This is a genomic window from Paraburkholderia sp. RL17-380-BIE-A, from assembly GCF_046028085.1.
In the GTDB taxonomy this organism is placed as follows: domain Bacteria; phylum Pseudomonadota; class Gammaproteobacteria; order Burkholderiales; family Burkholderiaceae; genus Paraburkholderia.
In genome coordinates, this window is the sequence record NZ_JARESQ010000005.1 from 109,648 (window position 1) to 122,741 (window position 13,094).

A 13,094-nucleotide genomic window follows, 5' to 3' on the forward strand; every position below is an offset into this window, starting at 1 on the left:
CTGCCCACGCGACTCATGACGCCGACCGCTTCGCTGCGCTCTCGCCTTTTCACCCTATACGCCGTGCTGATCGCCGCCAATCTCGGCGCATGGGCGTGGGCGCTGATCGCGTTTCGCCATTACCCGCTATTGCTCGGCACGGCGCTGCTCGCCTATGGCTTCGGCCTGCGCCATGCGGTCGACGCCGACCACATCGCGGCAATCGACGCCGTTACGCGCAAGCTCATGCAGGCCGGCAAGCGGCCGCTCGGCGTCGGGCTGTCGTTTTCGCTGGGGCATTCGACGATCGTGATCGTGGCGACGATCGGCATCGCGTGGACCGCGCATTCGCTGCACGGCCGTTTCGAGTCATTCAAGGCAGTAGGCGGCACGATCGGCACGCTCGTCTCCGCGAGCTTCCTGCTGGTGCTGGCGGCCGTCAATCTCGTGATTTTGCGTGATGTCTGGCGCCGCTATCGGCTCGTCCAGCAGAGCGGCGAATTGCCTGCTCAAACGCCGGATTCGATTGCGCCGGCGGGTCTGCTGTCACGCGCGTTGCGCCCGCTCTTCAGGCTCGTGACGAAAAGCTGGCACATGTACCCTGTCGGCGTGCTGTTCGGCCTCGGCTTTGATACCGCAACCGAAATCGGCTTGCTGGCGATCGCCGCATCGGAAGCGGGTAAAGGTCTGCCGCTTTATTCGATTCTGGTGTTTCCCGCCCTCTTCACCGCCGGCATGACGCTGGTGGATTCGACCGACAACGTGTTGATGGTCCACGCCTACGGCTGGGCCATGGACGACCCGAAACGCAAGCTCTACTACAACGCGAGCATCACGTTCGTGTCGGCGGTGGTGGCGATCGTGATCGGCGGCGTCGAAGCGTTGGGTCTGCTGTCGGACAAGCTCGGTCTGAACGGCGGCTTATGGGATGCGATCGCCAGCGTGAACGAACGCTTCGGCATGCTGGGTTACGGCATCGTCGCCGTGTTCATGGCGTGCTGGATCGGCTCGGTGCTGTTCCATCGCTGGCGGCGTCCGGGCGCGCTCGCGCGGTAAATCCAACAGCTTTTACGTACCGCGATCGGTAACGTTTCCATCGTGGCATCGGCCATCGCGTTGCTGCGGCGGCGAGTACATCATCCGCTCGCCGCATGCGAACCGCGCATGCCTCGCGCCACAGGAGCGTCGAGCGTTGTGATGACGATACACAGCGGCCCTTTTATCCGCGAATCGTGAACCTCGCGGCGCCGCAAGCGCGCCGAATCCATGAGCAATCGCTTACACTGAGACCGCTTCGCATTGCCGCTTTCGTCATTGCAATAGCTTCACCATGTCGCGCATCGGCGCGGCCCTTCAGAACCGGCAACAGAACGGACTGGACACTCCATCGATGAAGACTCCCGCGAACCGACTTCTCGCGCTCGACGCAGCCCGCCTCACCGCCGACGCTTACGGCAACCACGCCATCGACGAATTCCTCGCCGGCCGCATTACGCGCCGCGACCTGCTGCGCTATGCCAGCGTGATCGGTTTGTCGCTGGCCGGCGGCGGCGTGCTGAATGCGCCGCAAGCGCGTGCGCAAGGCACCGCGGCCGCGTCGAATCAGACCATTCGTGTCGCGCACCTGACGCCTGCCGGCGCGGTCGATCCGCTCACCGTTACGGACGCCGCCAGTCTTGCGCTGCTGAATCAGACCGGCGAATTCCTGATCGACGACGACGGCGAAAAGCTCGTGCTGAAACCGGCACTCGCCCTGTCGTGGAAACCGAACGACAAGGGCGACGTGTGGACCTTCAAGCTGCGTCCGAACGTCAAGTTCCACGACGGCCAAACGTTCACCGCCAAAGACGTGGTCGCCACGTTCGACCGTCTCGCCGATCCGGCGAGCGGCTCGGCGGCGCTTTCCGTACTCAAGGGCGTGCTGTCCAAAGGCGGCGCCAAAGTGGTCGACGACCACACGGTCGCGTTTCATCTGGATGCGCCGAACGGTAACTTCCCGTATTACGTTTCCTCGGACAATTACAACGCCGTGATTCTGCCCGCGAACTACGCGGGGGGTTATGAAAAGAGCTTCATCGGCACGGGTCCGTTCAAGCTTGAAAAGTATCAGGCGAAGGTCGGCGCGTCGTTCGTGCGCAATCCCGATTACTGGGGCGACAAAGCGTTACCGCAACGCGTACAGTTCTCCTTCTACGCCGACGAACAGGCTCAACTGCTCGCACTGCAAGGCCATCAGGCCGACGTGATGGGCACCTTCACCGTGCAGGGTGGCGCCGGCATTCTGAACAATCCGGATTACAAGGCCGTGGGCGTGAAGTCGAGCGCGCACCGGCAGATTCACATGCGCAACGACAATCCGCTGTTCAAGGACAAGCGTGTGCGCCAGGCGCTGGCGTTGTCGCTCGATCGCGACGTGCTGGTGCGAGGCCTCTTCAAAGGTCGCGCGCAACTTGGCAACGACAGTCCGTTCGCGCCGGTGTTTCCTTCGTCGGATGCAGGTGTTGCGCAACGCAAGATCGACGTCGCGAAGGCGAAGCAATTGCTTGCACAAGCCGGTGTGCCGAACGGCTTCGACGTGACGCTGACCACCGAAAAATACATGGAGATTCCCGATCTCGCGGTGGTCGTGCAGAACGCGGCGAAAGCCATTGGTGTACGTATCAATCTGAAGGTCGAAAGCCAGTCGCTGTATTACGGCGCGGGCACGCCGGGCAAATCGGATTGGCTCGATTCGCCGCTCGGCATTACCGACTACGGTCATCGCGGCGTGCCGAACGTTTTCCTGAATGCGCCGCTCACCAGCACCGGCACGTGGAACGCGGCGCACTTCAAGAATCCGCAATACGATCAACTGGTCGCGCAATTCGTCGCCGCCGTCGATCTCGGCTCGCAGAAGAAAATCTCCGGGCAGATCCAGACACTGCTGCTCGATGAAACGCCCATCATCATTCCATTCTTCTACGATCAACTGATCGCCATGCGCAAGGGCGTGAACGGCGTGCGCTTCACCGCGCTCGCGCAGCTCTATTTCGACCGCGCGGTGTTGAGCGCGTAATGTTGAAGCGCCGGCGCGCATTCGGCAGGAGAGCACGATGTCGACCACGGTGACCCCTTCCGCACCGCCTGCGTCGAGCGGCAACGCGGGCCGCGTCGTGCGGTTTCTGGCGACGCGTGTCGGCTTGTCGTTGATCACGCTATGGCTACTGTCGGTGATCGTCTTCGCGGGTGGACAACTGCTGCCCGGCGACATCGGCCGCGCGGTGCTCGGCCCGCTCGCCGATGCGCGCGCGGTCGCCGCGCTCAATCATCAACTCGGCGCGGACCGTCCGCTAATGACGCAATACGTCGAGTGGATTTCGCATTTCGTGCGTGGCGATATGGGCCTCTCGTATGCGTATCGCGAGCCGGTCGGACCGTTTATCGCCGACGCGCTCGCGCATTCCGCCAAGCTCGGTTTGCTCGCGTTCATCGTGGTCGTGCCGCTCGGCATTGCGGGCGGCGTGTGGTCGGCTATGCACGCGGGACGCTGGCTCGATCGCACGATCAGCATCGCGGGACTGTCGGCGACGGTGGTGCCGGAATTCGTGTCCTCGATCGTGTTGATCCTGGTGTTCGGCGTGTGGCTGCGCTGGCTGCCGATCGAAGCGTCGTATCCGCCCGAAGCGAGCGCACTCGAACAGTTGCGTCATCTGGTACTGCCGGTGTTGCCGCTCGTACTCGTGTTCTTCGGCTACATAGCGAGAATGGCGCGCGCCGGCACCGTCGAGGCACTCGATGCCGACTACACACGCACCGCGATTCTCAAAGGCCTGCCGCGTCATATCGTGATCTGGCGGCATGTGTTGCGCAACGCGTTGCTGCCCACCATCACGGTCGCCGCCACGCAACTCGGTTATATGATCGGCGGCCTCGTGGTGGTCGAGACGCTGTTCCACTATCAGGGCATCGGCTCGCTGATCTACAACGCCGCCAAGGCCAAGGACTTTCCGATGCTCGAAGCAGGCGTACTGACAATCGGCGTGGTCTATACCGCTGCCAATCTCGTCGCGGATGCGCTGCATGTCCTGCTCAATCCGCGGCTGCGGGTGAGGAGCGCCGAATGAGCGCCATCGTTCCGCCGGCCGCGCCGCCGACTCCGGGCCCGACTCCAGGCCCGACTCCAGGCCCGAATCCAGGCCCGAATCCAGGCCCGACTCCAAGCCCAACTCCAGGCCCGGCTGCCGAGCCGCGCTTCGACCAGTTGCGTGTGTTGCTGCGCTCGCCCACGTTCGTGGTGGGCGTGGTGATCGTCGCTTGGTGGATCGTTTGCGCCATCGCCGGGCAATGGATCGTGCGCATCGACCCTTACGCGTCCGACCCGCTCAATTCGCTGACGCCGCCTGACAGCACGCACTGGTTCGGCACCGATCAACTCGGCCGCGACGTGTTCTCGCGCGTGATCGTCGGTGCGCGCGACATCCTCACCATTGCGCCGCTCGCCACGCTGCTCGGCACGGTGGCGGGCACGGCGCTGGGATTGATCGTCGGCTACTTTGAAGGCTGGGTCGACAACGTGGTCGGACGCGCGATCGACGCCGTGCTCGCGCTGCCGCTCGTGATCGTCGCGCTGCTCGCGCTGGCCGCGGTCGGCGCGTCGAACTTCACGGTCATCCTCGTGATCGGCATCACCTTCACGCCGATCACCGCGCGCACCGTGCGCGCCGCCGTGTTCGCCGAACGGCATCTCGACTACGTCGCGGCGGCGCAACTGCGCGGCGAGCGCGCCCCCTACATCATGTTCGCCGAGATTCTGCCGAACGTGCTGCCGCCCATCATCGTCGAAGCGACGGTGCGGCTCGGTTACGCGATCTTCGCGGTCGCCACGCTGTCGTTTCTCGGCTTCGGCATTCAGCCGCCGTCGGCCGACTGGGGTCTCGCGCTGTCCGAGTCGTACACGCTAATGGCGGGCGGCGCGTGGTGGACCGTGGTGTTCGCGGCCGGCGCGATTGCGAGCCTGGTGGTCGGCGTGAATCTGATCGCCGACAGCGTGCAAGGCGTGCTCGACCAATGAACGGCCCGCCGCCCTCCTCGTTCCCCGCCTTCGACGTTTCGAAGAGCGATCGCACGGATGCGCTGACCGTCATCGGACTGACGGTCACGTACCGCATGCGCGGACGTGATCGCGAGGTGCTGCAGGACATTTCGTTTCGCGTGCGGCGCGGCGAAGCGTATGGTCTCGTCGGCGAGTCGGGTTGCGGCAAGTCGACCGTCGCGATGGCGACGCTGCGCTATCTGCCGCGCAACGGCAAAGTGAAGGCCGGCAAGATCATCATTGCCGGCGAGGACGTGCAGAAGCTCGACGCCGACGCGCTACGCAACATGCGCGCCAAAGCGATTTCGATGGTCTATCAGGACCCGGGGCGCGCGCTGAATCCGTCACTGACGGTCGCGCGGCAAGTCTCCGAGGCATTCGAAGCCGCCGGCGTCGCGCGCGACGAAGCGTTGCGGCGTACGCTTGAAATGCTGCGGCGGGTGCGCATCGCCGCGCCCGAGCGCGTGATGGACAGCTATCCTCATCAATTGTCGGGGGGCATGCAACAGCGTGTGGTGATCGCCATGGCGCTCGCCTCGAACCCCGCGCTGCTGATTCTCGATGAACCGACTACCGGGCTCGACGCTACTGTCGAAGCCGAAGTGCTCGACCTCGTTGCGCAGTTGCGCGCGGAACTCGGCACGGCAGTGCTCTTCATCAGCCACAACCTCGCGGTGATCGGGCGCATGTGCGAACGCGTCGGCGTGCTTTACGCGGGCAAGCTGGTCGAAGAAGGCGCGACGCAAGATGTCTTCACGCGGCCGCGCCATCCCTATACGGTCGGACTGTTGCGTTGTCTGCCCACGGCCGGACGCAGCAAAGATAGCGAGCGGCTCGACACGATTGCCGGCAGCCTGCCGTTGCCGGGTTCGGTAACGCAGGGCTGCATTTACGCGGACCGCTGCCGCCTCGCCGACGACCGCTGCCGCCGCGAGGCGCCGCCGCCGCATCGCGTTGGCGCCGCGCACGGCGATCAGATGTCGCGCTGCCATTACCACGAACGCGCGATCGAATTGCCGCGTGCAAGCGCGCAAACGCTGCCCGAGCACGACGGCGCGCCGTTCGACGGCAAGCGTCCGGCTATCGTGCTGCGCGCGCAAAACCTCTCGAAGACGTTCCATGTGTCCGGCACTCCGCTGCGCGCCGTCGACAATGTTTCGATCGATCTCGCCAGCGGCGAAACGCTCGGCCTCGTCGGCGAATCGGGTAGCGGCAAGACGACGCTTGCCAAGCTGATGCTCGGCCTGCTCACCCCGGATCCGGGCAGCGTGCTCGAACTCGACGGTGCGCCGCTCGCCGCGCGCGTGACACGGCGCAACGACGCTCAGGTCAAGTCGCTGCAGATCGTATTCCAGAATCCGGACTCGGCGCTCAATCGCGCGCATTCGGTGAAACGGCTGATCGGCCGCGCACTGTCGCGCCTCACTACGCTGCGCGGGCCGGCAATCGATGAACGGCTCGCCTCGCTGGCGGCGGCCGTGCGATTGCCGCAGCGCTATCTCGGCTCGCGCACGCGGCAACTGTCCGGCGGACTCAAGCAGCGCGTGGCGATAGCTCGCGCGTTTGCAGGCGAGCCGCGCGTGGTGGTTTGCGACGAACCGACTTCCGCACTCGACGTCTCCGTGCAGGCCGCGATTCTGAACCTGCTGGCCGATCTGCAACGCGAACGCGGCGTGAGTTACGTTTTCATCTCGCACGATCTGCATGTGGTGCGCTATCTGTCGGATCGCATCGCCGTGCTGTATCTGGGCAGGCTGCTGGAAATCGGACCGGCTGCGGAGGTGTTTGGCGGACCGCATCATCCTTATACCGAAGCGTTGCTGTCTTCGGTACCGACGCTCGATGGCCACGGCGGCACAACCCGCATCCGGCTCTTTGGCGAGCTGCCGAGCGCGGCATCGCCGCCGTCGGGCTGCGTGTTCCACACACGCTGCCCGCGTAAGCTCGGCGCGATCTGCGAACAGCAGGATCCGCCTTTCCTCGACGCCGCTGTGGGCAACACCACAGGGCCGTCCGCGCATCGAATCCGTTGCCACATTCCTGTCGATGAATTGCGTGCACTGCAAGCCGTTTCTCGCGACGATGCGGACCACGCCGCCAGGAAGATCCCGGGCAACGGCTCGGAAAACGCGCCCGAGAATGCCGGGCGCAACGAATAGCGCCACATGATGCGGCCTCGCGGCCGCATATTTCATCGCCGAAACGTTTTCGCCTGTTTTTCGCTCGTGCGCATCGCACCCATCCAGTACCTGCTCAACGAGCGCGCCCGTGGCGCGGCCATTACTTGAACAATCGGGCGCGCAAACGCACGAGACCGGAACCAAACCGGGGCGATCGCCTCATATCAGATTCAACGTTCGATATGAGGGCACCACAACATGCAACGAAATACCCTACCCTCCGCGGCACACGCGGCCTCCGGCCTGTTGATGGCCGCCGCGCTCGGCCTCGCATCGCTCGCTCATGCGCAAACGCCGGCGCAAAAAACTCCCGCGCAGACGGCACAGACGGCACAAACAGCGCAAGGGGCACAAGCCGCACAGCCACTGTCGCCGACGCTGTCACAAGCCGCACCACCAGTCGATCCCACTTTCTCCGCCTATTCGCTCGCGCAGACCTGCAAGCAGAAAAACGACAACGTCGCGCAAGGCCAATGCGTCGGCGCAATTCGCGGCATCATCCACGGCTATCAGTACGGCGTGCTGTTCCTCGGTCAGCGCGCCGCCCTGCCGGCCAATGAAACGCAGCGCGTCTCGCTGTGTCTGCGCAATACGCAGGTGTCGTCGATCGTCGACGAATTCGTCGCGGACGCCGCCCAGGTCAACGAAGATTCGCTCAAGCACACCCCCGCCGAAGTCGCGGTGCTGGGTTCCGTGCACATGCACCACAGCTGCAATTGATCGCTCGCGCGCAGCGGGGCCGTTGCATGTCAATCCGAATCGATGACACGCCTGCAGCGGCCTGTTGCGCACCAGACGATCGCCGCGCCTACAGCATTTCTAACGGACGCTTGCCGCGTGGTGGCTTGAAGTAAGCGTCGATAGCAGCAAGTTCGTCGGCGCCGAGTTGCAGTTGTGACGCGCGGTGGTTGTCGCGCACATGCTCGACTCGTCCCGACTTCGGAATCGCGAACACGCAGGGCTTGAGCAACACCCATGCGAGTGCCACCTGGAACACGGAGACGCCGCGCGCGTCGGCAATATCGTCAAGCGGTGAGCGTTTCGGCAAGCGTGCATGATCGATCGGGCTGTACGCCATGGCCGGCATCTTGCGCGCGGCGAGCCACGGCAGCAGATCGAATTCCGGCCCGCGCCGCGCCACGTTGTAGAGAATCTGATTGGTCGCGCAAGCGTCGCCGCCCGGCGTGTCGGCGAGTTCTTCCATGTCCTCGGTGTCGAAATTGCTGACGCCCCAATGGCGAATCTTGCCCGCCCGCCGCAACGCCTCGAATCCCTCGACCGTTTCCGCGAGCGGCACCGAGCCGCGCCAGTGCAGCAGATACAGATCGAGCTGCTCCGTCTTCAAACGCTTGAGGCTTTGCTCGCAGGCCGCGATCACGCCGCGCCGGCTGGCGTTATGCGGATACACCTTGCTGACCAGAAACACCTTGTCGCGCAACCCGTTCAGCGCGGCGCCCAGCAGCGATTCGGTCGCGCCATCGCCATACATTTCCGCCGTGTCGATCAACGTCATGCCGAGTTCGACGCCGCAGCGCAGCGCGTCGATTTCAGCGGCCCGCCGCGCCGGTATTTCCCCCATCTCCCAGGTGCCCTGCCCCAGTTTCGGAATGCGTTCGCCGTCGGGCAGGCTCACGCTTGCGATATCGCTCGTCATGCTGACTCCTCGAAGTGGCTCAATGGTCGGCAATGCCGCGGCGCAGGTGAATGCGCGGCGCATGCCACGAAGAACATAGCGACGAGTTTAGCGGTTCGATGGGCATTGGATCGGGCACCAGGCAAAAGCCCGCTATAACGCAGCGCGCCGATGTCATAGAATTGCCCCTTGCCCTTCTTGCGTGAGCTCCATGACCTCTGCCTCGGAAGACCGCTGGCGCGACCTGCGCCCGGACCCGGAAAACGACACGCCGCTATACCTGCAACTTGCTCGCAAGCTCGGCGCCGCCATCCACGAGAACCGCTGGAACGCCGGCGAGGCGCTGCCCTCGGAACGCGTGCTCTCGGAGGCGCTGGGCGTATCGCGGATCACTTCACGCAAGGCCATTGCCTTGCTGGTCGAGCAGGGTCTGATTCGGCGCACGCAGGGCGCAGGCAGTTTCATCACGCCGCGCTATGAAGATCCGCTGTCGCGTCTGTCGAGCTTCAGCGAAATGCTGCGGCGGCGGGGTTTTACACCGAGTTCGAAGTGGCTGTCGCGCGAAATCCTGCCGGCGAACCGCGACGAGGTGATTCAGCTCGGCTTGTCGCCGGCCGCGGCGGTCACGCGCCTGCGGCGCTTGCGACTGGCCGACGGCATCGTGATGGCGGTGGAAAATTCCACGTTCCCCGCCGCGGTGATCCCCGATCCTCAAGCAATCGGCGATTCGCTTTACACGTACCTCGAGAATCGCGGTCTGTCGATTGTCCGCGCGCTCCAGCATTTTCGCGCGGTGAACGCGAGCGAGGAAATCGCGCAGCAGATGAGCATCGCCCCGAACGAGGCGCTGCTGCTGATCACGCGCGTGGGCTACACCGCCGACCAACGGGCTATCGAGTTGACCGACACTTACTGCCGCAACGATTACTACGACTTCGTGGCGGAATTAAGGAAGTAGGTTTTCGAGTCTTTGTGCCGTGGGCGGGTTGTTTGCCGGGCAGTTCCCGCACAGTTTTCGCGCAGTTTCCGTTCACGCCCTCGCAAGCACTTTAGCTCTCACACCCACGCTGCCTCATGTGCGCCCACTCGGGTCGGCGGCAGCGCAAAATACGCAGGCGTCTCATCCAGCACTTCGGCCGGCTGCACGCCCAGCACACTTCCAAACTCCGACTCCACGGTTGCGAGACAATCGCGCACATCTTCGAGCGCGACGTCGGGCGCTTTCCAACCCTCGGGCATCTGCCCGAACGACTGCAACCACCGGCCTGTTTGTGCGAGCGAGACGCGCACATGCCAGCTTCCCCCTTCAGTAGCCCGCCGCGCCAACGCGGCCATCGCACCGAAGGCAGCCAGATAGCCGGTCGCATGATCCAGCGCCTGACACGGCAGATGCTTAGGCTCGTTCCACCCTGCCGCCTGCCGCTCGGTAAAGGCAATTCCGCTCGCCGACTGGACCAGACTGTCGAACCCGCGCCGCTGTGCCCAAGGCCCCTCGTGACCGTAGGCCGACACCGAAACGTAGACGATCCCTGGCCGCACACGCGCCATCTCCTCGGCACCGAAACCGCGCGCGGCCAGCGCCCCCGGGCGATATGCCTGGAGAAATACATCGGCGTCGCCGGCGAGAGCCCGCAACGCCTCGCGCCCCGCCGGCTCGCGCAGATCGACGAGCGCCGAACGCTTGCCGCGTCCGTTGTCGATCACCAGCGGCGCGATATTCGGCAGATGCGGCCCGTTGATCATCAACACGTCCGCGCCATGCTGCGCGAGCGCACGCCCGGCGACAGGCCCGGCAATGATGCGCGACAGATCCAGCACGCGCACACCCGCCAGCGGCCGGTCCGCGCCGCGCTCACGCGGCGGCTCGACCGGCGCGTCGCCGATGCGCTCGATCTCGAAGAGCGGCAAGCTCGCAATCGCTTTCGCCTGATCGAGCGCGGCCCACTCTAGCGGCGTGCGAATCAATGCGGCGCATAGGCCCGCGTCGGCGAGCGTCTGGTCGAGCGTCGCGCCGTCCCAACCGCGAATCGCCGAGGCCACCGCCTCCCGATCGTTCGCGCAGCCGAGCACCGTCAATACACCCTGCAAGTGATGCGGGAAGTTCGTATGCAACTGAATCCAGCGGCCGTCGCGTGTCTCGTAGAAACCCATGACCGGATCGCGCAGGGCAGGCGGCGGCCCGTCGTTGATTCGCAAATAACGTTCGCTGCGAAACGATGCCAACGCACGTCGCATCTCCACCGTCACGTGTTGCCGCCGGCCCGTGCGCAGACGGTGATATTCCGCGGCCGCCAGTCCGGTCGCGGCGATGCTCGCCGAGGCCAGGCTGCCGACCCGGTAGACCGATGGCAAACCAGGATCGGCGCCGGTCAGCGTGACCGACCTCAGCGCAGTCGGGTCGCATCCGGCAAGCGTCCAGATATGTTGGAGAGCAGGTTCGGGCGTCATGGCGTTTCATCACGGAGCGGGAAGAAGTGAACCGAGTCTAGAAGTCCGCGACGTTGCAATCAATCTTGATTATGATAATCAATATATATTGATTTCTTCGGTTTCCGTCCTTTCCCATGCCGACCTCGAATTCCCTCACCGCCGCTGAAGCCGCCGCCGCGCTCGGCATCAGCTTGCCGACGCTCTACGCCTATGTGAGCCGAGGCATGCTGAGTTCGTCGCCGGATGCGCAAGGCAAGCATCGTCTCTACGACGCCGGCGAAGTGCGCCGCCTCGCGCGTCGCAAGGAAGACGGCAAGCGCGCGGGCAAGGTCGCGCAGAAGGTGCTGGATTGGGGCGTGCCGGTGCTCGAATCGTCGATCACGCTGGTCGCCGAGGGCCGTCTGCTGTATCGCGGGCACGACGCCATGGAACTGGCGCGAAGCGCGTCGCTGGAGGACGTCGCCGCGCTGCTGTGGGAATGCAGCGTGAAGCGGATCGCCGATGCGCCGGCCGTGCCGTTCGCGACCGCGCAGTGGGCCGCGTGGCTCAAGCTGTGGAGCGACAGCACGCCGCTCGATCGCGCGCTCGTGCTGTTGCCGGCCGCGGCGGCGCAAATGCCGCGGGTGTGGGCGCTCGGGCGTGACGCGCAACTCGATACGGCTTGCGCCGTCACGCGTCTGCTGGCTGCCGCGATGATCTCGGCGACGCCGTCGAACGAGCCGCTGCACCGGCAACTCGCTTCAACGTGGCAGGTGCGCAACCGCCAGCAGGCCAACTTGCTGCGCGCGGCGCTGGTGGCGTGCGCGGATCACGAGTTGAACGCGTCGACTTTCACGGTGCGCTGTATCACGTCGACAGGAGCGCATCTGTTCGGCGCGGTGGCGGGCGGCCTCGCCGCTTTGTCGGGTCCGCGTCATGGTGGCGAAACGGTGCGCATCGCCGCGCTACTCGAAGAAGCGTCGCGCGCGCCCGATCTCGACCGTTATCTGGCGAACCGGCTCGCGCGTCATGAAAACGGCGTGCATGGGCCAATCCTGTCGGGCTTTGGTCATCCGCTTTATCCGGAAGGCGACCCTCGTGCGCGGCTGCTGCTCGGCATGCTCGCCGACTGCGCGCCGGCTCGTTCGCCGTTAGCGGATGTGCTCGGATTGGCTCGCGCGGTACGCGACACGACCGGCGCGGAGCCGACTCTGGACTTCGCGCTCGCCGCCATCGAGCGGGTGCTGGCGTTGCCGGCCGGCAGCGCCTTCACGCTGTTCGCGGTAGGCCGGACCGTCGGCTGGATTGCCCACGCCATGGAACAGGCGCGCGACGGCCGGTTGATCCGGCCGCGGGCGCGCTACATCGGGGAATACGAGGCTGCCGGGCCGAATTGAGGCGCAGCGCCCCCGGTGCTGATACTCGACGAATCGTCAGGCCGTGCCCAGCCAGCGCGGCAGCCAGCTCAGCACCGGAAACCCCGACGCCGGCCTGTTAGCGGGACGTTCGGAACCGCTTGCCAGCGCAAAGCGCGCGCCGGTCTGCCCCGCGCTGATCCACGCCACGACCCGGCGCGGCAACTCGATCGACTCGCCGGCGGCAAGCCAGTGATCCTCGCTGTCACCCTCGACGGTCAGCCAGATCTCGCCCGAGATCACCTTGAAGATCGACGGACGCGCGACACGCCAGGCCGACGCGGGCTCGCCATGTTCCAATTCGAAAATCCGGACTTCACGCATCGCTTTTCTCCTTCAAAGAGCTTTTCTGTTGTACCGATTATTGACGTGCGATGATCGGATACCCATGCACAGTTCCGAACACT

At 64.9% G+C, this 13,094-nt stretch carries 11 protein-coding genes; 8 read left to right on the plus strand and 3 right to left on the minus strand.

Going from position 1 to position 13,094, the window contains the following annotated elements; all coding sequences use genetic code 11:
• Positions 1–15: 15 nt before the first annotated feature.
• From P0D68_RS10070 to P0D68_RS10095, 6 genes are all read left to right on the plus strand, one after another.
• The gene (locus P0D68_RS10070; protein ID WP_408296146.1) at positions 16–1,035 is read left to right on the plus strand and encodes a HoxN/HupN/NixA family nickel/cobalt transporter; all 1,020 of its coding nucleotides are present in this window, start codon (positions 16–18) and stop codon (positions 1,033–1,035) included.
• Between the two features lie 334 nt (positions 1,036–1,369).
• Complete coding sequence (locus P0D68_RS10075; protein WP_408296143.1) at positions 1,370–3,034, plus strand: ABC transporter substrate-binding protein; 1,665 nt, start codon at positions 1,370–1,372, stop codon at positions 3,032–3,034.
• Positions 3,035–3,071: 37 nt separating this feature from the next.
• Positions 3,072–4,082 (plus strand): ABC transporter permease, encoded by a 1,011-nt coding sequence (locus tag P0D68_RS10080; protein ID WP_408296140.1) that lies wholly within the window; start codon positions 3,072–3,074, stop codon positions 4,080–4,082.
• A complete protein-coding gene (locus P0D68_RS10085) occupies positions 4,079–5,029 on the plus strand; it encodes an ABC transporter permease (protein ID WP_408296137.1) in 951 nt (316 codons plus the stop codon). The genes P0D68_RS10080 and P0D68_RS10085 overlap by 4 nt, the downstream gene beginning before the upstream one ends.
• Positions 5,026–7,209: an ABC transporter ATP-binding protein gene (locus tag P0D68_RS10090; RefSeq protein WP_408296134.1), complete on the plus strand. Its 2,184-nt coding sequence runs from the start codon at positions 5,026–5,028 to the stop codon at positions 7,207–7,209. Before P0D68_RS10085 ends, P0D68_RS10090 begins: the two co-directional genes overlap by 4 nt.
• A 219-nt stretch (positions 7,210–7,428) precedes the next feature.
• Positions 7,429–7,950: a hypothetical protein gene (locus P0D68_RS10095; protein WP_408296131.1), complete on the plus strand. Its 522-nt coding sequence runs from the start codon at positions 7,429–7,431 to the stop codon at positions 7,948–7,950.
• An 88-nt stretch (positions 7,951–8,038) separates the two neighbouring features.
• Here the strand turns inward: P0D68_RS10095 and P0D68_RS10100 are convergent, their stop codons facing one another.
• Entirely contained in the window at positions 8,039–8,884 is an 846-nt protein-coding gene (locus P0D68_RS10100) for an aldo/keto reductase (RefSeq protein ID WP_408468342.1), read from the minus strand.
• 190 nt (positions 8,885–9,074) lie between these two features.
• On the opposite strand from P0D68_RS10100, the gene P0D68_RS10105 reads away from it, so the two are divergent.
• Positions 9,075–9,821 carry a GntR family transcriptional regulator gene (locus tag P0D68_RS10105; RefSeq protein WP_091799633.1) on the plus strand — a complete coding sequence of 249 codons (747 nt, stop codon included), beginning with the start codon at positions 9,075–9,077 and terminating at the stop codon, positions 9,819–9,821.
• Between the two features lie 98 nt (positions 9,822–9,919).
• On the opposite strand, the gene P0D68_RS10110 is transcribed toward P0D68_RS10105, so the two are convergent.
• Complete coding sequence (locus P0D68_RS10110) at positions 9,920–11,311, minus strand: CoA transferase (RefSeq protein WP_408296125.1); 1,392 nt, start codon at positions 11,309–11,311, stop codon at positions 9,920–9,922.
• 116 nt (positions 11,312–11,427) lie between these two features.
• Between P0D68_RS10110 and P0D68_RS10115 the strand changes: the two genes are divergently transcribed.
• Positions 11,428–12,669 (plus strand): citrate/2-methylcitrate synthase, encoded by a 1,242-nt coding sequence (locus P0D68_RS10115; RefSeq protein ID WP_408296122.1) that lies wholly within the window; start codon positions 11,428–11,430, stop codon positions 12,667–12,669.
• A 36-nt stretch (positions 12,670–12,705) separates the two neighbouring features.
• On the opposite strand, the gene P0D68_RS10120 is transcribed toward P0D68_RS10115, so the two are convergent.
• Entirely contained in the window at positions 12,706–13,011 is a 306-nt protein-coding gene (locus tag P0D68_RS10120) for a DUF2917 domain-containing protein (RefSeq protein ID WP_408296119.1), read from the minus strand.
• Positions 13,012–13,094: the final 83 nt, after the last annotated feature.